Source organism: Telluria sp. AZSoR62, assembly GCF_058111565.1.
The window spans coordinates 21,338-41,666 of the sequence record NZ_JBYTST010000004.1 but is presented as its reverse complement, the minus strand read 5'-3'; the positions used below and the strand labels follow the sequence as shown (position 1 = coordinate 41,666).

At 65.9% G+C, this 20,329-nt stretch carries 23 protein-coding genes; 18 read left to right on the top strand and 5 right to left on the bottom strand.

Annotation, left to right across the window (positions count from 1 at the left end; all coding sequences use genetic code 11):
• The first annotated feature begins 24 nt into the window (after window positions 1-24).
• The 11 genes from AC3XQU_RS08090 (at window position 25) to AC3XQU_RS08040 (ending at window position 7,162) form a co-directional block, all read left to right on the top strand.
• Window positions 25-765 (top strand): response regulator, encoded by a 741-nt coding sequence (locus AC3XQU_RS08090; RefSeq protein WP_489873644.1) that lies wholly within the window; start codon window positions 25-27, stop codon window positions 763-765.
• Complete coding sequence (locus tag AC3XQU_RS08085; RefSeq protein WP_489873643.1) at window positions 762-2,087, top strand: ATP-binding protein; 1,326 nt, start codon at window positions 762-764, stop codon at window positions 2,085-2,087. The genes AC3XQU_RS08090 and AC3XQU_RS08085 overlap by 4 nt, the downstream gene beginning before the upstream one ends.
• A gap of 187 nt (window positions 2,088-2,274) precedes the next feature.
• Window positions 2,275-2,604: a CzcE family metal-binding protein gene (locus tag AC3XQU_RS08080; RefSeq protein ID WP_489873642.1), complete on the top strand. Its 330-nt coding sequence runs from the start codon at window positions 2,275-2,277 to the stop codon at window positions 2,602-2,604.
• A 50-nt stretch (window positions 2,605-2,654) separates the two neighbouring features.
• Window positions 2,655-2,924 (top strand): BufA1 family periplasmic bufferin-type metallophore, encoded by a 270-nt coding sequence (locus tag AC3XQU_RS08075; protein ID WP_489873641.1) that lies wholly within the window; start codon window positions 2,655-2,657, stop codon window positions 2,922-2,924.
• A gap of 9 nt (window positions 2,925-2,933) precedes the next feature.
• Window positions 2,934-3,677, top strand: coding sequence for an alpha/beta hydrolase (locus AC3XQU_RS08070; protein ID WP_489873640.1), 744 nt, complete (start codon window positions 2,934-2,936; stop codon window positions 3,675-3,677).
• Window positions 3,678-3,735: 58 nt separating this feature from the next.
• A complete protein-coding gene (bufA2, locus tag AC3XQU_RS08065) occupies window positions 3,736-4,005 on the top strand; it encodes a BufA2 family periplasmic bufferin-type metallophore (RefSeq protein WP_489873639.1) in 270 nt (89 codons plus the stop codon).
• A 77-nt stretch (window positions 4,006-4,082) separates the two neighbouring features.
• Window positions 4,083-4,916 carry an MNIO family bufferin maturase gene (bufB, locus tag AC3XQU_RS08060; RefSeq protein WP_489873638.1) on the top strand — a complete coding sequence of 278 codons (834 nt, stop codon included), beginning with the start codon at window positions 4,083-4,085 and terminating at the stop codon, window positions 4,914-4,916.
• Window positions 4,913-5,668: an HvfC/BufC N-terminal domain-containing protein gene (locus tag AC3XQU_RS08055; protein WP_489873637.1), complete on the top strand. Its 756-nt coding sequence runs from the start codon at window positions 4,913-4,915 to the stop codon at window positions 5,666-5,668. Before bufB ends, AC3XQU_RS08055 begins: the two co-directional genes overlap by 4 nt.
• 32 nt (window positions 5,669-5,700) lie before the next feature.
• Window positions 5,701-6,327 carry an alpha/beta fold hydrolase gene (locus AC3XQU_RS08050; RefSeq protein WP_489873636.1) on the top strand — a complete coding sequence of 209 codons (627 nt, stop codon included), beginning with the start codon at window positions 5,701-5,703 and terminating at the stop codon, window positions 6,325-6,327.
• Window positions 6,324-6,779 carry a DoxX family membrane protein gene (locus tag AC3XQU_RS08045; RefSeq protein ID WP_489873635.1) on the top strand — a complete coding sequence of 152 codons (456 nt, stop codon included), beginning with the start codon at window positions 6,324-6,326 and terminating at the stop codon, window positions 6,777-6,779. Before AC3XQU_RS08050 ends, AC3XQU_RS08045 begins: the two co-directional genes overlap by 4 nt.
• Window positions 6,776-7,162, top strand: a complete 387-nt coding sequence (locus AC3XQU_RS08040; protein WP_489873634.1) for a hypothetical protein — start codon at window positions 6,776-6,778, stop codon at window positions 7,160-7,162. The genes AC3XQU_RS08045 and AC3XQU_RS08040 overlap by 4 nt, the downstream gene beginning before the upstream one ends.
• Before the next feature lie 77 nt (window positions 7,163-7,239).
• On the opposite strand, the gene AC3XQU_RS08035 is transcribed toward AC3XQU_RS08040, so the two are convergent.
• The 3 genes from AC3XQU_RS08035 to pdxR form a co-directional block, all read right to left on the bottom strand.
• Window positions 7,240-8,310: a thioredoxin family protein gene (locus tag AC3XQU_RS08035; protein WP_489873633.1), complete on the bottom strand. Its 1,071-nt coding sequence runs from the start codon at window positions 8,308-8,310 to the stop codon at window positions 7,240-7,242.
• Between the two features lie 18 nt (window positions 8,311-8,328).
• Entirely contained in the window at window positions 8,329-8,745 is a 417-nt protein-coding gene (locus AC3XQU_RS08030) for a cupin domain-containing protein (RefSeq protein WP_489873632.1), read from the bottom strand.
• A gap of 186 nt (window positions 8,746-8,931) precedes the next feature.
• Complete coding sequence (gene pdxR, locus AC3XQU_RS08025) at window positions 8,932-10,362, bottom strand: MocR-like pyridoxine biosynthesis transcription factor PdxR (RefSeq protein ID WP_489873631.1); 1,431 nt, start codon at window positions 10,360-10,362, stop codon at window positions 8,932-8,934.
• Window positions 10,363-10,522: 160 nt separating this feature from the next.
• Between pdxR and AC3XQU_RS08020 the strand changes: the two genes are divergently transcribed.
• Together AC3XQU_RS08020 and AC3XQU_RS08015 are read left to right on the top strand one after the other, a co-directional pair.
• Window positions 10,523-10,963: a carboxymuconolactone decarboxylase family protein gene (locus AC3XQU_RS08020; protein ID WP_489873630.1), complete on the top strand. Its 441-nt coding sequence runs from the start codon at window positions 10,523-10,525 to the stop codon at window positions 10,961-10,963.
• Window positions 10,964-11,094: 131 nt separating this feature from the next.
• Window positions 11,095-11,520: a DUF6130 family protein gene (locus AC3XQU_RS08015; protein WP_489873629.1), complete on the top strand. Its 426-nt coding sequence runs from the start codon at window positions 11,095-11,097 to the stop codon at window positions 11,518-11,520.
• A gap of 7 nt (window positions 11,521-11,527) precedes the next feature.
• Here AC3XQU_RS08015 and AC3XQU_RS08010 read toward each other — a convergent pair whose 3' ends face one another.
• Together AC3XQU_RS08010 and AC3XQU_RS08005 are read right to left on the bottom strand one after the other, a co-directional pair.
• Entirely contained in the window at window positions 11,528-12,487 is a 960-nt protein-coding gene (locus tag AC3XQU_RS08010) for an SDR family NAD(P)-dependent oxidoreductase (RefSeq protein WP_489873628.1), read from the bottom strand.
• A gap of 149 nt (window positions 12,488-12,636) precedes the next feature.
• Complete coding sequence (locus AC3XQU_RS08005) at window positions 12,637-13,059, bottom strand: LysR substrate-binding domain-containing protein (protein WP_489873908.1); 423 nt, start codon at window positions 13,057-13,059, stop codon at window positions 12,637-12,639.
• 28 nt (window positions 13,060-13,087) lie between these two features.
• Here AC3XQU_RS08005 and AC3XQU_RS08000 point away from each other — a divergent pair, with 28 nt between their 5' ends.
• The 5 genes from AC3XQU_RS08000 to AC3XQU_RS07980 all read left to right on the top strand — a co-directional run bounded on the left by AC3XQU_RS08000 (window position 13,088) and on the right by AC3XQU_RS07980 (window position 20,312).
• Window positions 13,088-13,192 (top strand): MerR family DNA-binding transcriptional regulator, encoded by a 105-nt coding sequence (locus AC3XQU_RS08000; protein WP_489873627.1) that lies wholly within the window; start codon window positions 13,088-13,090, stop codon window positions 13,190-13,192.
• 229 nt (window positions 13,193-13,421) lie between these two features.
• The gene (locus AC3XQU_RS07995) at window positions 13,422-14,747 is read left to right on the top strand and encodes an AcrVA2 family anti-CRISPR protein (protein WP_489873626.1); all 1,326 of its coding nucleotides are present in this window, start codon (window positions 13,422-13,424) and stop codon (window positions 14,745-14,747) included.
• Entirely contained in the window at window positions 14,744-17,335 is a 2,592-nt protein-coding gene (locus tag AC3XQU_RS07990) for a type VI secretion system Vgr family protein (RefSeq protein ID WP_489873625.1), read from the top strand. Before AC3XQU_RS07995 ends, AC3XQU_RS07990 begins: the two co-directional genes overlap by 4 nt.
• Entirely contained in the window at window positions 17,332-19,164 is a 1,833-nt protein-coding gene (locus AC3XQU_RS07985) for an esterase/lipase family protein (RefSeq protein ID WP_489873624.1), read from the top strand. Before AC3XQU_RS07990 ends, AC3XQU_RS07985 begins: the two co-directional genes overlap by 4 nt.
• Window positions 19,165-19,175: 11 nt before the next feature.
• Window positions 19,176-20,312 carry a T6SS immunity protein Tli4 family protein gene (locus AC3XQU_RS07980; protein WP_489873907.1) on the top strand — a complete coding sequence of 379 codons (1,137 nt, stop codon included), beginning with the start codon at window positions 19,176-19,178 and terminating at the stop codon, window positions 20,310-20,312.
• The last annotated feature ends 17 nt before the right edge of the window (window positions 20,313-20,329 follow it).

The window sequence follows — 20,329 nt, the reverse complement described above, 5'->3', positions numbered from 1 at the left end:
CCGCCTTCGTCCACGGAGGCGGCCATGCGCGAGCCTGACCACGTGCTGGTGGTGGACGACGACCGCGGCATCCGCGAGCTGGTCTGCGCCTACCTGGAAAAGCAGGGCCTGCGCGCCACCGCGGCCGCCGATGGGCGCGAGATGCGCGCCGCGCTGCAGCGCTTCACGCCGGACGCCCTCGTGCTCGACCTGATGCTGCCCGGCGACGACGGCCTGGTGCTGTGCCGCGAGCTGCGCGCCGGCAAGCACCGCGCGCTGCCGATCCTGATGCTCACCGCGCGCGACGACGAATTCGACCGCGTGGTCGGGCTCGAGATGGGCGCCGACGACTACATGCCCAAGCCGTTCTCGGTGCGCGAGCTGCTGGCGCGCATCCGCGCCGTGCTGCGCCGCACCCGCATGCTGCCGCCCAACATGCAGCTGACCCAGGCCGCCACCCTGCTGGCCTTCGGCGACTGGCGGGTCGATACCGTGGCGCGCCACCTGCTCGACGCCGCCGGCGTGGCGGTGCCCGTCAGCGGCGCCGAATACCGCCTGCTGCGGGTCTTCCTCGACCACCCGCAGCGCGTGCTCACCCGCGACCAGCTGCTGGAACTGACCCACGGCCACGACGCCGACCAGTTCGACCGCTCGATCGACATCCTGGTCAGCCGGCTGCGACAGCGCCTGCGCGACGGGGCGCGCGAGCCGCGCTACATCAAGACCCTGCGCAACGAAGGCTATGTCTTCGCCAGCGCGGTCGAGCTGCTCGAGAGCGCCGCATGACGCCCCTGCGCGCGCTGCTGGCGCGGCTGGCGCCGCCCACCCTGTTCGCGCGCCTGGCGCTGATCCTGCTGGCGGGCCTGAGCGCGGCCCTGCTGCTCTCTGCCACCCTCGCCATCGGCGAGCGCGACGAGGTCAACATGGGCGTCATGATCGACAACGTCGAGATCGACGTACGCGCGGCCGTCGCCCTGCTCGAGCGCCTGCCGCGCGCCGAGCGCGCCGCCTGGCTACCTCAGCTCGAACGCCGCGGCTTTCGCTTCCTGCCCGGCGCCGGCGAGTCCGGCCCGCCGGTCAAGGCGCCGCTGTCCACCCGGCTGCTGGCCTCGGCGACGCGGGCACTGGCCCCGGACTACGGCCTGAGCGCGAACGCGCTGGCCGGGCCGCGCGAGCGCTTCCAGCTGCACCTGCGCCTGGCCGACGGCGATCCGCTCACGATCGAGTTCCGGCCGCGCCCCGGCCTGCCGCTCTCGCCCTGGCTGCCCTATGTGCTGGGAGCGCAGCTGGCGGTGGTGGCGCTGAGCTGCTGGCTGGCCGTTCGCCAGGCAACCAAGCCGCTGCGTGCGCTGGCCGATGCGGCCGACGCGATCGGCCCCGACCTGCACCCGGCCGAGCTGCCCGAACAGGGGCCGTCCGAAGTGGTGCGCGCCACCCGTGCCCTGAACGCCATGCAGCGCCGCATCGCCGGCTATGTCGACGAGCGCCTGCGCATCCTGGCCGCGGTGTCGCACGACTTGCAAACGCCGATCACCCGCATGCGCCTGCGCATCGACCTGGCCGAGGACCCGGCCCTCCAGCAAAAACTCGGCGCCGACCTGCTTGAACTGCAGCACCTGGTGCGCGAAGGCCTGGCTTATGCGCGCGCCATGCACGGCAAGCCAGAACCAGGATGCGCGCTCGACCTGGCCGGCCTGCTCGACAGTATTGCCCTCGACTACCGCGACGGCGGCGCCGCGCTGCGCCTTTCGGCTGAGCCGGGGGCGATCGTCCTGACCCGTCCCAAGGCACTGCGCCGCATCGTCGGCAACCTGCTCGACAACGCCCTGAAGTACGCCTGCGACGTCGAACTGGCCCTCGATTGCAGCGCGCCGGGCGGGCCCGTCATCCGCGTGCTCGACCGCGGGCCAGGCATCCCGGAAGACATGCTCGAAGCCGTGTTCGAACCCTTCTACCGGCTCGAGGGCTCGCGCAACCGGGAGACCGGCGGCACCGGCCTGGGACTGGCCATCGCGCGCCAGCTGGCCGCCGCCCTGCCGGCCGCACTGAGCCTGCACGGGCGCCCCGGTGGCGGGCTCGAGGCGCGCCTGGCGCTGCGCGCCGCCTGACTGCCGGCCGCCGCCTGGCGCCGCGCTGGTTTCCGGGTTCGTGTCCGGGTTTGTTTCCGATTATGTCCAGCCCGGACCCAGACACACCAAGGCCTCCTCCCGACATACAGCGGAGATGTCCGGGACATATCGCGGGCGTCTAATGGTTCCTGTCGCGACACCGTCGCTTGCCAACCGGAGAACCACCATGCACAAGATTGCCACCCGCCTGTTCCTGCTCACGCTCGCCCTTGGCGGCGCCGCCCACGGCGCGCCCGCCGCCAATCCGGACGTCGGCCCGGTCGGCATCAGCGCCAGCGCCGAGCGCGTCCTCGAAGTCAAGCCCGGCACCCGCTACCTGAACGTCAGGAACGGCGAAACCGTCGCCATCCGCGAAGGCGGACGCAGCGTCACCTGGTTCGTGCAGGCCGCCCCGAACGTGAGCGTCGTGCCCCTGTCGCGCATCGTTCCGCGCGAGGCCGCGGGCCAGGACGTCCTGCTCTACATCGCGCCCGGCCCGCAATACCTGGATTTCTAAGGTCCCGCCATCCCCGGCATTTTTACCCCAACCACCATCAGGAGAACACCATGCACGCTACCCGCGCCGCCTTTGCCGCCGCTTTTGCCCTGAGCCTGTGCGCCGCCAGCGCCCACGCCGCCGACGTCAAGAAACCGATGGAGAAATGCTACGGCGTTTCGCTCGCCGGCCAGAACGACTGCGCCGCCAGCGAAGGCACGTCCTGCGCCGCCACCTCGGTCGCCGACTACCAGGGCGACGCCTGGACGCTGGTCGAAAAAGGCACCTGCACCACCATCAAGACCCCCAAGGGCTTCGGCTCGCTGACCCCGCGCAAGTAAGGACAGGTCATGAACGCTTTTGCTTCCCTTCTGCTGGCCGCCGCGCTGGCCCCGGCCGTAACCCAGGCGGCGCCAGCCGGCGCCGGGAACGTCGTGATCGTCCCCGGCGCTTTCGTCGACGGCGGCAGCTGGCGCGTGGTGCACGACATCCTCAAGCACAAGGGCTACCGGGTAACCGTGGTGCCGGCGTCGCACGACAGCCTGGAGGGCGACATCGCCGCCACCCGGCGCGTGCTGTTCAACCAGTTCGGCAAGGTCGTGCTGGTCGGCGGCGGCCTGGGCGGCGCCGTGATCGGCCACGCCGGCGAAGGCGCCAAGGTCAAGGCCCTGGTGTACGTCGCCGCGCTGGCGCCGCAGGTCGGCGAGAACAGCGGCCAGCTGCTCGATGCGGTTCCGCTGGAACCAGCCGCCAAGCCCGACTGGGCCGGCTATTACTGGGCCGACCGCGCGCGCTTCCACCAGAACTTCGCTGCCGACCTGACGCCCAACCGCGCCGACTTCCTGGCGGCCTCCCAGGCGCCGACCACCCAGGCCTTCGTGTACGCGCCGGCCTATGCGGCGGCCTGGCGCGACAAGCCCAGCTACGCAGTCGTCGCCACCAGGGACCGGTTCCTGCATCCGGACACGCAGCGCATGATGTACCAGCGCGCCCGCGCCCGGACCGTGGAGATCGCGTCCAGCCACGCGGTGCAGCTGTCGCACCCGGAACAAGTGGCCGCCCTGATCGAGCAGGCCGCCATCGCCAACCTGTGATTTTCCCCGGCGCCGCCAAGGGGCGGCGCCATCCACCCCACCTGCAAGGAGCAACACCATGACGATTTCCACCTCTTCGCGCGTCGGCAAGGCCGGCGCCATCGCCCTGCTGGCCCTGGCCGCCCTCGGCTTGTCCAACCCGTCGATCTCGGCCGAGAAGGAAAAGCCGGGCCGCTGCTACGGCATCAACAACTGCAAGGGCGAAAGCCTGTGCGCCACCGCCAAGAACGACTGCAAGGGCCTGAACGACTGCAAGGGCCAGGGCGTGCTGGTCAAGACCCCGACCGAGTGCAAGGCGCTGGGCGGCACCGTCACCGAGAAGCAATAAGCAGGCCGGGCCCGCCCTGCTCCCGGGGGCGGGCCGTTTTGCCACCCCGTTCGCAACCACGTTTTCGCGAGGCACCCATGCCGGCATTTCCCTCCCCTCCCGTCTTTTCCGGCTTCGGCCTCGGCCTGCGCCGCGAGCACTATCCCGATTTCCTCCAAACGAAGGTCGCGGTCGATTTCGTTGAAGTGACCTCGGAGAACTTCATGGTGGACGGCGGCCAGCCGCGCCACATCCTGCGCCAGGTGCGCGAGCGCCATCCGGTGGTGCTGCATGGCGTGTCGATGTCGATCGGCTCGAGCGACGGCCTGCGCCCGGACTACCTGGCGCGCCTGCGCATGCTGGCCGACGAGATCGAGCCGCTGTACGTGACCGACCACCTGAGCTGGTCGAGGATCGACGGCTTCAATTCGCACGACCTGCTGCCGCTGCCTTATACCCTGGAAGCGCTGGACCTGGTGTGCAGCAATATCGACAGGGCCCAGGACGCGCTCGGGCGCGCCATGCTGTTCGAGAATCCGTCGAGCTACCTGCAATTCCCGGGTGCGATGAGCGAGTGCGAATTCCTCGCCGCGCTATGCCGGCGCACCGGATGCGGCCTGCTGCTGGACGTGAACAACCTGGCCGTAAGCGCCGCCAACCACGGCTTCGATCCGTTCGCCTTCCTTGACGGGATTCCGGCCGGCCAGGTGCGACAAGTCCACCTGGCCGGCCACAGCCGCAGCGGCGACCTGCTGGTCGATACCCATGACGGCCCCGTTTCCGCCCCGGTCTGGGCGCTGTACGCCGAAGCGATCGCACGCTGCGGCCCTGTCGCCACCATGATCGAGCGCGATGCGGCGGTCCCGCCGCTGGCCGAACTGCTGGCCGAGCTCGATATCGCGCGCGCGCTGGCAAAACGGGAGGCAGCATGACGCTGCGCGACCTGCAACGCGATTTCCGCCTGTGGCTGGTGACCGGCGAAGCCGCCGCCGCTGCGCGCCTGCCGGCGGCGCACGGCGCCGGACTGGCCGTCTACCAGAACAACTACCGGGCCCAACTAGTGGGCTGCCTGCAAGCCTCCTGCCCGCTGCTGCGCCAGCGCATGGGCGAGGACGCCTTCCTGCATGCGGCCGTCAAGCACATCAACGCTTTCCCGCCGCACGGCTGGACCCTGGACGCCTATGCCGCAGATTTCGGCGCCACCCTCGAGAAGCTGTTTCCCAACAATCCCGACCTGCACGAACTGGCCTGGATCGAGCTGGCGCTGGGCGCGGCCTTCGTGGCAAGCGATGCCGCGCCGCTGGCGCCCGGCGAGCTGGCCGCACTCGACTGGGACGAGCTGCGCCTGGGACTCACCTCCAGCCTGCACCTGGCGCGCGCCCTGACCAATGCCGCCGATGTCTGGCATGCCCTGTCGGACGACGTCGCCGCGCCGGAAGCGGCGATGCTGGCCGAACCCGGCTGGCATGTGGTGTGGCGCAGCGGCTTCGTGTCCTGCCTGCGCGCCACCGACGCGCTCGAGGGGCGGGCCTTGAGCGCGCTGGCCGAACACGGCAGCTTCGCCGGCATCTGCGACCTGCTGGCGGCCAGCCTGGGCGAAGACGCCGGCGTGGCGCGCGCCGGCGCCCTGCTGGCCGACTGGATCGGGGCCGGACTCATCACGGACGCGTCCGGGGCCGCGTGAAGCCCCCCCTTCTCTCCACAAAGGACATACCGATGCTCCATCATCTTCCGCGGCGCCGCTTCCTGCGCCAGGCCGCCAGCCTGGCGGCCCTGGGCCTGCCGGCCTGGCCCGCCGCCGCCTCGCCGGCGGCCACAGGTCCGGCGGCCACCGAACGCGTATCGACCGGGCTGACCGAGCTGGCCTATTTCGCCGCCGGGCCCCTCGACGGGCGTCCGGTGGTGCTGGTGCACGACCTCGGCCACGGCGTCGACAGCTTCGCCGGCATCGCGCCGCTGCTGGCGGCCAGCGGCCTGCGGGTGCTGGCGCCGCAGTTGCATGGCCGTAGCGCCCCGCACCCGCCACGGCAGGCGGCGCCAGGCAAGGACCTGATCGACTTCATCGATGCCCTGCACATCCCGGAAGCCGTGTTCGCCGGCGTCGGCGCGGGCGCCGATGCCGCCTGGGCGGCGTCCCGGTGGCGCCCCACGCGGTGCATCGGCCTGGTGCTGGCCGCCCCCAAAGGCATCGATCGCGCCCTCCCGGATACGGCCGCCGCAACCGTGTTCCTGGAAGCCAACGCCGTCCCGCATGCCTTCGCCGACGCCGTACTCGCGCTGGCCCGCGCCGGCAAATGGCGCACCCCATCCCTCCACCCTCTTCGCCAGGAAACACGCTCATGACCACCACACCAGGCCAGTGGGCCGCACGCCTGCTGCCTCCGTCGCTCCTGTTGCTGCTCGCACGCAGCGCCGCCGCTTCGATCTTCTTCCTGTCCGGGCGCACCAAGGTCGACGGACTGTTCACCATCAAGGCTTCCACCTACCAGTTGTTCGAGTACGAATACGGCCTGCCCCTGATTGCGCCGCAGACCGCGGCACAGCTGGCAACCATATCGGAACACCTGTTCCCGCTGCTCCTGCTGCTCGGCCTGTCGACGCGCCTGTCGGCCCTGGCCCTGCTGGGAATGACGGCGGTGATCCAGCTATTCGTCTACCCGGCGGCCTGGCCGACCCACCTGGCGTGGGCGGCGCTGCTGCTGCCGCTGGTGGCGCGCGGCGCGGGCGCGCTGTCGCTCGACCGGCTCGTCACCCGTACCCCGGCGCCGGCGAACGAACGCAGGAGTGCGCGATGAGCCGACCGCCCGGACGCCACCTGGGGCGCAGCTGGACGGCGGGGCTGGTGCTCGCATTGTCCGGATCGGCGCAGGCCGGGCAAGAGATCTGCGGCGGCGGCCAGTGCGGCGCCACCGGCATTGCACCGGCATTGCTACGCAAGGCCGTGACGGGCGCCCTGCGGGAGGCGCACGTCACCCCGCAACCGGCGCGCACGATCGCGCAACCGGCGGCTCCCACCGGGAATAGCCGCTTCGCGCCGCCCCCTGGGCAGGAAGCCTATGACTGCGTGCTGAGCTTCGGCATCGGCGCGGGCCTGGGCGACGGCTTCCTGGCCACCCGCGTGCTTGGCCGCACCCGGGTATGGCGCCCAGGCGCCGGGGACGGCGCGCGCTCCGACTGAAGAAAGCGCAGGCAAAAAAACGGCGGCGATCCTGGATCGCCGCCGTTTTCCCTGCCTGGCTGGCCGGCTGCCCGGGTTCAGCCGAAGGTGAAAGCGTAGGCTTGCGCGCCGCGGTCGAGGAAGCGGATCTCGAAACGGCGCTGGCGTATGCTGCCCTGCCGTACCAGCTGGTACAGACGGGTGCCGTCGACCACGCCCTCGCCGGCGGCGTCGATGTCGCTGCCGTGATCGAGGCCGGGCGCCTTGCCGTCGAGCGTGACCCGGATGCGCAGCTTGCGCCCCGCCTCGCCCGGGCCCAGCACCAGGTGCAGGTCGCGCGCGCTGAACTGGTAGGCGATCGCGGCGCCGGCCTCCAGTGCCTGCGCGCTTTCGGCGCCCACCTTCCAGCGTCCCGCCAGGCCCCACTCGTTCAGCGCCAGCCGTCCTACGCTATAGGTCTGGGCGGCGTCGGCGCGCATGCGCTCGGGCGAGTGGAAATTGGCGGCCTTGTGGTAGCCCACATAGGCTTCGCCCGATTCGATGCTGCCGGTGTCGGCCGCCATCTGTTCGCCGTGGGCCACCGGCGCGACCAGGCTGGTGTCGGCCAGCGGCGCGCCGCGCTGTTCGGCCAGGAGCAGCTGGATGGCGCGCTCCATCTTGTCGAAATCGCCCTCGCCGAACTGGTGGTAGCGGATACGTCCGGCGCCGTCGATCAGGTAATAGGCGGGCCAGTAGCGGTTGCCCCAGGCACGCCAGATCGCGTGCCTGCTGTCGACCGCCACCGGAAAATCGATCCGGAAACGCTGCAGCGCCGCGTTCACGTTGGCCAGGTCTTCCTCGAACCGGAACTCGGGCGTGTGTACGCCGACCACGGCCAGGCCCTGGTCGCGGTATTTCTGCGCCCAGGCCCGCACATACGGGATGGTGCGGATGCAGTTAATGCAGGAGTAGGTCCAGAAGTCGACCAGCACCACCTTGCCGCGCAGCTGCGCGGGCCCCAGCGGCGCGGAGTTGAGCCAGGTGGTGGCGCCGTCGAACCCTGGCGAGATGCCTTCGACCCGCAGGGTGCTGCTGCCCGCGGCGGCGCTGCCGGCCGCGCCTGTGGCCAGGGCCGCCAGGGCGCAGGCCGCGGCGACCGCGGCGAGGGCGGTGCGTCTGCTTCGATTCATGTGTGGCCCCGTGTCCGATTATTTCGAGGGCTGGTCGAGGACCAGTACCGGCTTGTTCCTGTCGACCACATAAGTCGCCAGTTCGGATGCGATGCCGCCGCCGAGGTTGCGCGCCGAATGCACGGCGCCGGCCGGGATGAACAAGGACTGGCCGGCCTTGAGCTTCACCGGCTTGCCGTCGACGACATATTCGATCGTCCCTTCCAGCACATAGGCGATTTCCACGCCCGGATGGGAATGCTTCGGAAAGGCGATGTGCGGCCCGAAGTCGACCTTGACCTGGATCGCCTCGCGCCCGCCGTCGAAGGCGTGGCGCACCGCTTCGGTGCGGCCGATGCCATTCGCGTCCAACTGCTGCGCCATCGCCCCGAGCGGCCACGCGGCCGCTGCCGCCATTGCGAGCGCCAGTACGCCCTTCGATCCGTGTGCATTCATGTCTATTCCCCTTGATTGGATGCTGCTGCGCCGCGGCCGGGATGGCATGACGGCCGTTTCAGCGGCACACCCATTACACCGTGGCCCGGTATCGGGCACGTGTCGGGTTTGTGTCTGCGCGCGGGTGTCTTGTGTCTGCGAGCGGCCCGGACACATTGCGCAACAATCGACGGCGCGTGCGCGGCATCACGACAGCTGCTGGAACAGCTGCAGCACCCGGTCCAGCGCCTCGTCGATGTCGACCGTATCGATGGCGCCGAAGCCGAAAAACAATCCGGGACGGGCGAACGGGCCGGCGTGGAAGGCAGCGGTCGGGTACAGGCCGACCTCGGCGCGGCGCGCCAGGCGCAGCAGCAGGGGCAGGTCGGTGTCGGCCCGCAGGTAGGCGCTCATGTGCAGGCCTGCCTTGAAGGCGACCGGCTCCAGCCAGGGTGCCAGGTCGCCGGCCAGGCGGCGCAACAGCCGCTCGCGGCGCCCGGCATAGACGGCGTGGCAGCGCCGTATGTGGCGCTGCAGGTGGCCGCCCTCCATGAACGTGGCCAGCGCGTGTTCGGCGAGCGTGGGCGTATGGTTGCCGGTCAGGTGCTTGGCGGTGAGCAGCGCCTCCAGGATGCCCGGCGGCGCGGCCACGTAGCCGATGCGCAGTTCCGGGAACATCACCTTGGAAAAGGTCCCGACATAGGCGACCAGTCCGTGGCGGTCCATGCTCTGCAGCGAGTCGAGCGGACGGCCTTCGTAGCGGAACGCGCTGTCGTAGTCGTCCTCGATGACGATGGCACCGATCCGGGCGGCCCGCTCGAGCAGGGCCTGGCGGCGCGCCAGGCTCATTTCCATCCCGAGCGGGAACTGGTGCGAGGGGGTCACATAGATCAGCCGGCAGCCATCGGGGATTGCGTCGACCACGATGCCCTCGCCATCGACCGGCACCCCGATCACCTGCGCGCCCTGGCTGGCGAACAGCTGCCGGGCCGGCGGATAGCCCGGCTCCTCGACGGCGACCACGGCGCCCGGCTCGACCAGCACGCGGGCGATCAGGTCGAGGGCCTGCTGGGCGCCCTGGGTAATGACCAGCTCGTGCTCGCGGCAGCGCACGCCCCGGGTGAACCCGGCATGCGCGGCGACCTCCTGGCGTAATGCCAGCACGCCTTCGGTGGCGGCGTAGCGTCCGCGCTCCCCGGCGACGCGCCGCGCCGCGGTCTTCAGGCAGCGCTGCCATTGCTCGGACGGGAACGGCGAGCGGGTCACGTGGCCGCCGATGAACTCGAACCGCGAATAGCCTTCGGGCGCAGGGTGGCGCAGGGGTGTGTCCAGCGCGCCCCAGCGGGCGAGCACTGCAGCCCCGGCAAGAGGCTGTCCCGGCTGCGCCGCGCGCGGGGCGGCAGGCGCGCGCACGAAGGTGCCGACTCCGACCTGCGCCTCCAGCAGCCCTTCCAGCACCAGGCGGGCATACACCTCGGCCACCGTCTTGCGCGAGATGTGCACCTGCCCGGACAACAGCCGGGTCGGCGGCATGCGCTCGCCTTCGGCCAGGCGTCCCGAGACGATTGCGGCGTGCAGCCCGCGGTACAGCTGGCCGCCGAGGTCGCGCTTGCCCTCGATCGTGATGTGCAGTTCCATGTTGCCTCCCACCCTCATTGTAGAGACGCCGCTCACGCCAGGGGAAGCCCCGCGGGACCGAAGCGGCGGTGGCCACCCGGAATTGGCGCGGATTGGTCACCCGCACGCCTGGCCCGGCTGCTTATCATGGTCGCTCTCACTTACCCGTCTGGAGCATGCCATGAGCACCCGTATCGACTATTACTCTGCTTCCCGCGAAGCCGTCAACGCCATGATGACCCTGGAGCGCAGCGTCGCCGGGCTCGGACTGGAACAGTCCCTGCTGGAGCTGGTCAAGCTGCGCGCTTCGCAGATCAACGGCTGCGCCTTCTGCGTCGACATGCATGTGCGCGAAGCGCGCCAGGCCGGCGAAACCGATCGCCGCCTGCATGGGGTGGTCGTGTGGCGCGAAACGCCCTTCTTCACCGAACGCGAACGCGCCGCGCTGGCCTGGACCGAAGCCCTGACTCTGGTGGCCCAGACCCGTGCGCCGGACGCCGACTACGACGAACTGGCGCGCCACTTCTCGCCCAAGGAGATGACCGACCTGACGGTCGCGATCGGCACCATCAATACCTGGAACCGGATCGCCATCGGCTTTCGCAAGATGCCGGCGGCCTGACGCGCAACGCCCCTGCCGCCGGGGGCGTCTCGCTTGACAAGGGCGTGGCCGCGGCCGATAGTGAAGCCGTGGCCGCCATTGTCGTGAAGGGACGCCCGATGCCAGCACACCCCAGCCTGCCCGCGGCAGCAATGCTTGCAGCGTGCCTCGGTTTCCCATGTTCCGCCGCCCTGGCCCAGGCCGGGCGCGCCCCGCCGGTGCTGCCGCTCGCGGCCGAGCCGCCTCCCAGGCTGACTGTCTACCCACCGGTGCCGGAAGCGCTGGCGCGCGGTGTCGTCATCCTGCAATTCCAGACCGACCACCTGCGCACGATGGCCGTCTTCGGGCCCAAGGCCGCCGAGGTTTCGCCGCGCCTCGGGCACCTGCACGTGACCGTCGATGGCGGGCCGGCGACCTGGGCCCATACCAGCCTCGATCCGGTCATCGTCGTCGGCCTGCCGCCCGGCCGGCACAAGCTCAAGCTGGAAATGGCCGACCCCACCCACCGGATCCTGGGCGGCGAAACCGTCGAGGTGACCGTGCCCGGCGCGCCAGGCGTGGCAGGGCACGGTCACTGAGCCCGCTTCAAGCCGCGGCCAGTTTGCGGTAGCGGCTGGCGGGAACCGAGGTCGACAGTTCCGGATGCATGGCCAGGCGCGCCGCCTCGAAGGCCGTGTACTTGGCGCCGTCTTCCAGGCCCGGAATGGTAACCGGCTCGCCCGCGTCCAGCCCGGCCAGGGCCGCGTCGACCATGGCATCGGCGCGCATCACGATCTCCTGCGGCAGGTGCTCGACCGGGGTGCCGGCCGTGCTCCAGAAATCCGTCGCGGTGGCGCCCGGCAGGACCGCCTGGGTGAACCTGGCGTCGGTCATGTAGAGCACGGCGTCGACGATGTCCTGCACCTGGCCGTAGGCACCGCTCGGCTGCAGGCCCGCGAGGAACTCGTGCGCCCCTTCCGGGTGCAGCGGGGTATCGATGATGCCCGGCGCGACGGCGGTGACCTTGACGCCATGCGGGGCCAGCTCCAGCTCCAGCGCCAGGGCGCGGGTCGCGCTGTTCAGGCCGCCCTTGACCAGCACCGGCAGCACCGCCGGCGCCCGGCCATTGGGCTGCAGGGCGACGCTGGCCGTGATGTTCACGATGTGGCCGGCGCCGTTGGCGGCCATGTGGGTCGCCGCCAGCTGCGACGGATAGAAGAAGCCCATCAGGTTGGTGGCGACCAGGCGCTGCACGTCCTCGGGCGTGTAGTCGGCAAACGGCTTGGCGATGAAGATGCCGGCATTGTTGACCAGCACGTCGACCCGGCCGAAGCGCTCGATCGCGGTGCGGAACAGTGCGTCGGCGGTGGCGGGCTCGGCGATGTCGCCGGCCACGCCGACGAAGTTGCCTGGGTGGCCGAGCGTGGCGGCGGCTGCCTGCAGGCGTTCGCCGCTGCGGGCGTTGCCGACCACCCGGTCGCCGCGTTGCAGGTAAGCCCTGGCCAGGGCCAGGCCGATGCCGCTCGAGGCGCCGGTGATGATGACGGTGCGGGCTTGCTGGTTCATGATGTTTCCTTTTTTCCGTGACGTGGTGGGATGGAAGGCGCCGTCCCGGATGCAGCGCGTCGTCCATGGAAACCACTATAGGCAGCGGACTGGAAAGGAAAAAGATGGTCAGGTGCAAGACAATCGATACACCGTGTAATGAATGCGCGTCAGCCTGCTCCGTAGCGAACCGGGGCAACGCGCAGTTGCTCGACAAGGAAGTTGACGAACACGCGCACGCGCAAGGCCACGTGGCGCGCATGCGGATAGATGAGGCAGAACGGCCGAGTGCGGCCGCCATGTTGCCGCAGAAGTTCTACCAGGCGGCCCGCGCGCAGGTCGTCCTCGACGATGAAGCGATAGGTCTGGACCAGTCCGCCGCCGGCGCGCGCCAGCGTCACCGCGCCAAGGATGTCTTCGGCGCAGCCATAGGCGCCGGTCGTTGCCAGTTCGAGCTCGCGGCCCTCCTCCTTGAACAGCCAGGGAATGTTGCGGCCGCTGCTGGGCAGTGCGAACTGGATGCAGTTGTGGCGGGCCAGGTCCGCGAGCGCTCCCGGCCTGCCCTGCTCCGTTAGATAGCCGGACGAGGCCACTACCACCAGGACCGGAGACGCAGCGAGATTGCTCGGGTTCACGGTCAAGACGCTGCAGCGCTGGGAGCGCGAGGGACGGCTGGTTCTGGCGGCGCGCACTGCCAGCAACCGCCGGCGCTATACCGGGAGCTAGTTCCATTCGTTTCTGCGCCTGCCTGTGCCTGTGTCTCTGACGAACTCGTTGGCAAGCTCCTTTTGTGCATCGCACGTTGGATTGGTTCACTATCCCACTCGTATCGAACCACCGATGTCACGACCATCAACAAGTTGTGTTTGCTCAAGTTTCCCTGCTGCATATCCTTGAATAATTAAAAGGTTTTCATCGCAGCAGGTAGCAGCTCACCCAACCGCAGATGGTCACCATGGCAGATACCGTGTTTCGCGTCCCCGACGTAGAGCCTGTGGCTCGTGCCAGTGCACCCGCTGCCGAATATGCTGAGTACACGGCGCTCCGGGACAAGTTCCGATCCAGCGTCCTTGGACAGCTAGGGCCGGCGATAAAGGCGAGCACGCTGGCAACCCTGGACGGTCTTCCCTATCCAGTCGCGTTTCGCAACCAGGGCGCGCTGGAGGAATGGCGGGGCGTGTTCACCGCCCACGACTGGAGTCGGCGACTGTGGGACGATTGGGCTACCCCGCGCGCCACCTGCCTCGACTGCATCAACGAGCTGTGCTGGCAAGTCGACCAACATCTTGGTCAGCGTGCGCGCCACCAGCGTCCGCCTGGCTGGCCAGACGCCACGTTTGCCACCTTTGTGAGGTGGGCCGCAAATATTCACTTCGAACGAAAACGCGGCGCACTGCTCGAGACCACGCGAGCGCTTGACGCCCTCCTGATGCAATCCGATATCGACGACACGCTGCCTATGCAGCTGTTCTCGCCACCATTCGATGCGCAGTACCTCCAGCTGAACCGCACTACGGCAGAACATTTCAGGACGCCAGATGACCGCATCAGTGGCCGCTGGATCGAGGGCATCTTCTGTTTTGTGAGCAGGCCCAGCTCGTCCGACGAACGCAACGAATTCATCACCGTGATTGAATTGGTGATCGTCTACGCCACGAACGACAAGGGTATCAGCGCGCAGTTGCTCTGCGGTCCCTTGCTCAGGCCTGGCGAGACCGTCGTCCAGTGGGCCAGGGGAATCCTGATGGGTCAGGATGTCCACCGCACGCCCGACGACGATCCGCTGATGAAGCTGATCAACAACATGGTGAAAGTGTTCCTTTACCTCGGCCTGAAGGACGCGCGCAAAGAGGTGAATATGGAACACAGCGCCGCACTCAAGCGGCTAGCGGGCGTGGGGCCGAAAAAGCACGCAAAACTGCAGCGCCGCCTGGATACCTTGTATGCCCACATAACGGTCGGCCCTGCGAGCGCACCGGCAATACTGCCTGCGCGTGGCGCCACCGGCATCAGGGCGCCGCACTGGCGGCGCGGCCATTTCCGAGCCCAGCCATGTGGCCTCACCCGCAGTTCGCGCAAGCTGATCTTCGTCGCTCCAATCCTGATCCATGCCGATCGGCTGGATGGCCAGCCACCGCCACCGAAGGCGTACGAACTCACCACAGGCCGGGCCAGAAATAATGTAGCAGTGACCGGCGTAACGACGCAGCGTATTCACCCTGCCAGATTCCCGGCGGATAGCAGACAACCACTCGCTCGAGCTTTCCAAGACCGCACATGACCAACCTAAGTCGCTCCATTCACGATCTGATCTATGACCGGCAGCACAATCGCATCCTGCGCATGTCGTTCCCGAACAATGATGCCCCAAGCGCACAATTCCTGGTCAACAAGATCGACGCCACGGAAAGCCTGTCCAGGGATTTCGAGTTCACGGTCGAGTTGCTGTGCGACGCCGCCGACCTCGCTCTCAAGGAGATGCAGGGCAAGCTGCTCAACATCGAGCTAGTGCGCAGGGACGGCGGCCTGCGCTACTTCTCCGGCTACGTGTTCAGCTTCCGCCGCTGCCATTCCGACGGCGGCATCACCTTTTACGAAGCGAGGCTTGGCCCCTGGCTGAAATTCCTCAGCCTGCGCAAGGATAGTTACCTGTTCCATGGGAAAACCTTGCGCGACCAGACGGAGGAAATCTTTCGCGAATGTGGCACGCATGCCCAATGGGATTGGCGCGTGACCGCTGACGACCCGGTCATGACCGATGCTTGCCAGTTCAACGAAACAGACTACAACTACCTGAGCCGACGCTGGGAAGCCGCAGGCTGGTATTACTGGTACGAACATGACCTCAGTGGACACAAGCTCGTCATCAGTAGCGATTCCACACAAGCTACAGCGATCGATGGCGTTACCGAGGTGCGCTTTCACGGCGAAGGCAGCTCTTTGGAAGAGGACGCCATCGACCACTGGTCGCCAGCACGTCAAGCCGTCCCTTCCAGCGTTGCCTTGAACGGTTTCAATTTCAAGGATCCGATTCCTACCAGCGTCAGTGTGCCCACTGTGAACCGACAGGGAGATGTGCCAGCGATCGAGTCGTATGAATACACGGGCGCTTACGGCTTCCGGAACTTCAGGGATGGCGATGCGCAAAGCCGCATCCGGATGGAAGAATTCGAGGCAGTCGCCAAGTACGTCGAAGCACAAGGTAACGACCGCTTCCTGATGCCGGGCCGCTGGTTCCATTTGGTAGACCATTTCAATCACAACATCCTTGCTGCCAAGCGCGACGCCAGCAAGGACGAATTTTTGATCCTGTCAGTTCGCCACACCGCCACCAACAATTACCTGCAAGATGCGGATGAAAAAATCGTCTATCGCAACTGGTTGACCTGCACCCGCAAGAGTATTCCTTGGCGGCCAGGCAGGAGCTTCAACAGCACGGACACCAGGATCCTCGCTCCGCAGACTGCCATCGTCGTCGGGCCATCCGGCCAGGACTCGATTCATACCGACGAGTACGGGCGGGTGCGGGTGCAATTCCATTGGGACCGGGTGGGCAGCAACGATGAACGCAGCTCGGCCTGGGTGCGAGTAGCGAGCTCCTGGGCGGGTGCGGAATTTGGAGCCGCAGCGATCCCCCGAGTGGGGACCGAAGTGCTTGTCCAATGGCTGGAAGGTTGCCCCGATCGCCCGATCATCACAGGGGCCGTCTTCAATGAACGGAACATGCCACCGTGGAGCGTTCCCCCGCAGCGGGCACTGACAGGATTGCGAAGTCGCGAGCTAGCTCCCGGCAACTCCTCTGCCGGGCGTAGCAATCATCTGGTCCTCGACGACACAAACGGGCAGATCCAGGCCCAACTCAAGAGCGACCACCAGTGCAGTCAGCTCTCGCTCGGCCATATCACGCGTATCGAGGACAACGCTGGTCGCAAGGACGCACGTGGCGAAGGATGGGAACTGGCGACCAACGCATGGGGTGTCGCACGCGCCGCGCAGGGCATGCTAATCACGACTGAGGCGCGGCAGAACGCCGCGTCCCACATGAAGGAGTTAGGGGAGACCGCACAGCGACTGGCATCAGCGGCACAGATCCAGGAACAGCTGGCCTCGATGGCGATCGATCACGAAGCCCAGGAGGCCGGGCAGCAAGAAGACGCTGCCGAGGACATCAAGGCCCAGAACTCGGCAATCCGGGGAGCGCCGAAAGGATCGTTTCCCGAACTCGCCGAGCCGCATCTTGTCATGGCCAGCCCTGCCGGGATCGAGCTAACGAGCGCGCAGTCGACCCATATCGCTAGCGAACGCCACACTGCGATCACGAGCGGAAAGAGTCTATCGGTGGCAAGCGCCGATGGCCTGTTTGCCAGCGTCGGCAAGACCTTCAGGCTCTTCGTCCACAAGGCAGGAATGAAGCTGATCGCCGCAAGTGGTGTCGTGTCGGTACAGGCGCAAAGCGACAACGTCGAGATCATCGCAAACAAAGTGCTCGACATGCTCAGCGAGACCGACTGGGTCAACGTTCGTGGGAAAAAAGGCGTTCGCCTGCACGGGGTCAACAACATGGTCGAGATCGGCGAAAAGGTGCAGTTTTTCACCTCCGCGCCTGTACTTTTCCACGGCAATCTCGAAACGCTGCCAGCCAAGAGCGTGTCGCAAGCATTCAACGAACGCTCGTCGGAGTACCAGTTCGACCAGGAGGTCAACTTTGTCGACGCGAACCTGAAGCCCGAAAAGAACATTGCATACGAACTCGTGCGTGACGATGGAACGGTCATCGACGGCAAAACCGCAGCCAACGGTAGCACCGAGGTACAGAAATCCGGTGGTTTCGACTCCTACACCATCCGCTACAAGGGCGAATTACCATGAGCGATCAATCGGGATTGAACGAGCGGGGAAATCACCAGGGTGAGTTCACGCAAGGCGTTGGCGGGTGGGCGGAATACACAGTCTACATGACGAAGACGTCCGACACGATCCGCCACGACGTCAAGCTCCCGCCAAAAAAAGTGATTCCCGTGATTTTCCTGCCCGGCGTGATGGGTAGTAATCTTCGGCTGAGCAAAAAACGGCAGAAGGAGCTGGAGCGGCCGGATAATCGCTCGTGGCGCCCCGACGACATGTCTAGCAAAATCGACAAAGCCGGCCTTTTTCTTTTTAGCACTGGTATCGGTGGGTGGTATAAGGATGCTTCGCCGGCACAGCGGCAGCTCATCCTCGATCCGAACGAAACGGAAGTCGAGTATTACCACTACACCGAGAGCAAGGATCGTTTCGATCCCGAAGGCACTGAAACGCTGGCTGCGGACAAGTTGCATCAAAACGTCCCCGACAACCTCGAACCCATTCCGCCCCTGATAGGAACGCGTGCGGCAACAGGACGGAACTTCAGGCGCGGCCCATTGGTGAAGAAGCGCGAAACGCCGGCACAGGTCGCACGGTGGCGTGGCTGGAGCGAGATCCTGTTTGCCGGAGCTTATGGGCAGATGTTGAAAACAACGGAAAGCCACCTCAACAATATGATGGTAGGAGGTGCGGCCAATCCAATGTGGAAACCTTTCTTTGCCGATCCCCGCACTTTTGGTGGCGTGGATGCAGGCACTGCACTGACGGAGGAGGATCTCAAGAAGATCGCCGGGTGCTGGTACCCAGTGCACGCCATGGGGTACAACTATTTGAAGAGCAATGGCGTATCTGCTCGGGTGATCGCGGAACGCATACGTGGGCTTGCCAAGGGCTACCAGAAGCGGGGCTTTAAATGCGACGAAGTGATCATCGTTACGCACAGCATGGGCGGTCTGCTCGCCCGTGCGCTCATCCATCCAAAGTATGGAAACCTGCTCAACGACCCTGCAGTCAAGGTGCTCGGCATTTACCATAACGTGATGCCAACCATGGGCGCCGCCGCATCCTATAAACGCATGCGTTTCGGTTTTCTTGATGGGTCGGGTATAGAAGCCGAGACTGTAGCAAAGGTTTTAGGCATCAATGGGAAACACGCCACTGCCATCCTCGCCAATGCCCCTGCAGCATTGGAGCTGTTTCCCGGTTCGGCGTATGGCACGGCATGGCTTAAGGTAGTAGACGGGTCGGGGCGCGAAATGTGGAGTTGGCCCGGCAACGCAGAAAGTGCACTGGAAAGCATTTACCTTCAGCCACCGGACAAGTGGTGGCGGCTTCTCCATCCAGATTGGGTCAACCCGGGGAGGGTGAGAGCTGCTGCTGGTGGTGGCATCGCTGGCGTCATCTATCGTCTCAAAAAGGCTGCAGAATTTATAGAAGATATCAAAACCACATTCCACCCGAGCAGTTGTTATGGCAGCTTCTGCTCGTCATTGGAACGCCCCAGCTACGGCGAAGTCGTGTTCAAGGTGGCTGACCGCGAAGTATGGGATGCCAGGAACGTCAAGCTTCCCCCGGTCGAGAGCTGGAAACTCTTGAGCGATGATGCCATGAGCACACTGAAAGTCCAAGCTGGTACGCGCGTGCTGACCCTTACGCTGCAGCCCCCAGCGGCGCCGGGCGACGAAACTGTTCCTGCCGCCCGCTCCGCCAAGCTGATCGCCGGAAAATTGTTCGTGCATGGCGAGACGAAGGGCAAAAGCTATGAGCACCAAAAAAGCTATGCCGACCAGAACGTGCTGGCGTCCCTGCTGTATTCCGTTGTTCAAATCGCCAAGACAGCGAAATGGGAGTGATCGTGAAAACCATGACTTACCTAATAAGTGGCTCTATTCTGGCAGTCTCGCTGATCGTTTCGGTTTCGCTACCTGGAAATTCCCGCAGTTACACTTATAAGGAGACTGCCGTGCCCGAACCAGTCAAGCTCAGCCCACGTCTGCAAGCGTTGTTCGAAAAAACCAAAATTCTCTGTTTTGGCCGCTATGCGATTGAAGTGCCTCAGGAAGCGCAGCTTATTCCGGGAAGTGCCGTTCTCGACTCTGGCATTGAGGTCGTTTCCGGCGGATTGGAGAAGGCAAAGCACCGCGCCGACGAGAAAATAAGGAAAGTAAAGTGGGAAGACGACAGTGCCGAGATCACTTATTACGGTCCAGGGCCCATCGCAAATAGCTGGCAAGTGCGCTATTTTGAAAGCAAATACCATAAAGAGGACAATGCTCTCTTTTTCGATACATACATCAGTAAAGACCAACTCACATTCGTATTGGATGATTCGATCTTAAAGGGCGAGACCGAAAGCACGGTGATCGCCCGACAGCTAGCGCGGGCCGAAAGCTTGCGATTGCGCGCTGCAGAGGAAATACCGACTGAGCCGGGTTTCTGCATCGAACACGGCTTCATGCCTAGCGATCGCTATGTGGCTCAGGAAACGATCAGCGCAGGAATTTACTTGCCCAGCCTTCCGGACGTCACCTTCTCCGTCAGTTCCAACAAGGACGCTTACGCCGATTACGACAAAGCCACATTCGAGGAAATGAAGCGTAACGAGTTGCCCCTGCTCGCCCGCATCAAAGCCGCGCAAACAACCCAGGGTGCCTCGTATCCCAAGCGGGACGTCCTGCGCGAAGGCAAACGGGACGTACAACATTGGAAGGGCGAAGAATCGCTCATTCGGAGGCCCGACGGTACTCACGATTTCGAGTGGGCCTTCGTAGGTACGCCGACAGACGTGGCAAACCCATCAGAGTTTCACGCCGCCATGTTCACCAAGGTCAAGGACAATTTAGTCGGGGCCGCAAGTAAGGCATCGGTCAGTGACGACGAGGCCGTTGCATTGTGGGACAAACTCCTCTCCAGCCTGAAGTTCAGGGTTAAAGTGCCTGGCGCACCCGAGGGATCCTACCTTTTACCCAAAAGCAAACCGGATACTTCAGGTACGAAGTGATAATGCAAGAACCGATG

Bases quoted from the DNA above. Each gene is read 5' to 3' on its own strand.
- AC3XQU_RS08090 (WP_489873644.1), top strand. From the start codon at position 25: ATGCGCGAGCCTGACCACGTGCTGGTGGTGGACGACGACCGCGGCATC.
- AC3XQU_RS08085 (WP_489873643.1), top strand. From the start codon at position 762: ATGACGCCCCTGCGCGCGCTGCTGGCGCGGCTGGCGCCGCCCACCCTG.
- AC3XQU_RS08080 (WP_489873642.1), top strand. From the start codon at position 2,275: ATGCACAAGATTGCCACCCGCCTGTTCCTGCTCACGCTCGCCCTTGGC.
- AC3XQU_RS08075 (WP_489873641.1), top strand. From the start codon at position 2,655: ATGCACGCTACCCGCGCCGCCTTTGCCGCCGCTTTTGCCCTGAGCCTG.
- AC3XQU_RS08070 (WP_489873640.1), top strand. From the start codon at position 2,934: ATGAACGCTTTTGCTTCCCTTCTGCTGGCCGCCGCGCTGGCCCCGGCC.
- bufA2 (WP_489873639.1), top strand. From the start codon at position 3,736: ATGACGATTTCCACCTCTTCGCGCGTCGGCAAGGCCGGCGCCATCGCC.
- bufB (WP_489873638.1), top strand. From the start codon at position 4,083: ATGCCGGCATTTCCCTCCCCTCCCGTCTTTTCCGGCTTCGGCCTCGGC.
- AC3XQU_RS08055 (WP_489873637.1), top strand. From the start codon at position 4,913: ATGACGCTGCGCGACCTGCAACGCGATTTCCGCCTGTGGCTGGTGACC.
- AC3XQU_RS08050 (WP_489873636.1), top strand. From the start codon at position 5,701: ATGCTCCATCATCTTCCGCGGCGCCGCTTCCTGCGCCAGGCCGCCAGC.
- AC3XQU_RS08045 (WP_489873635.1), top strand. From the start codon at position 6,324: ATGACCACCACACCAGGCCAGTGGGCCGCACGCCTGCTGCCTCCGTCG.
- AC3XQU_RS08040 (WP_489873634.1), top strand. From the start codon at position 6,776: ATGAGCCGACCGCCCGGACGCCACCTGGGGCGCAGCTGGACGGCGGGG.
- AC3XQU_RS08035 (WP_489873633.1), bottom strand. From the start codon at position 8,310: ATGAATCGAAGCAGACGCACCGCCCTCGCCGCGGTCGCCGCGGCCTGC.
- AC3XQU_RS08030 (WP_489873632.1), bottom strand. From the start codon at position 8,745: ATGAATGCACACGGATCGAAGGGCGTACTGGCGCTCGCAATGGCGGCA.
- pdxR (WP_489873631.1), bottom strand. From the start codon at position 10,362: ATGGAACTGCACATCACGATCGAGGGCAAGCGCGACCTCGGCGGCCAG.
- AC3XQU_RS08020 (WP_489873630.1), top strand. From the start codon at position 10,523: ATGAGCACCCGTATCGACTATTACTCTGCTTCCCGCGAAGCCGTCAAC.
- AC3XQU_RS08015 (WP_489873629.1), top strand. From the start codon at position 11,095: ATGCTTGCAGCGTGCCTCGGTTTCCCATGTTCCGCCGCCCTGGCCCAG.
- AC3XQU_RS08010 (WP_489873628.1), bottom strand. From the start codon at position 12,487: ATGAACCAGCAAGCCCGCACCGTCATCATCACCGGCGCCTCGAGCGGC.
- AC3XQU_RS07995 (WP_489873626.1), top strand. From the start codon at position 13,422: ATGGCAGATACCGTGTTTCGCGTCCCCGACGTAGAGCCTGTGGCTCGT.
- AC3XQU_RS07990 (WP_489873625.1), top strand. From the start codon at position 14,744: ATGACCAACCTAAGTCGCTCCATTCACGATCTGATCTATGACCGGCAG.
- AC3XQU_RS07985 (WP_489873624.1), top strand. From the start codon at position 17,332: ATGAGCGATCAATCGGGATTGAACGAGCGGGGAAATCACCAGGGTGAG.
- AC3XQU_RS07980 (WP_489873907.1), top strand. From the start codon at position 19,176: ATGACTTACCTAATAAGTGGCTCTATTCTGGCAGTCTCGCTGATCGTT.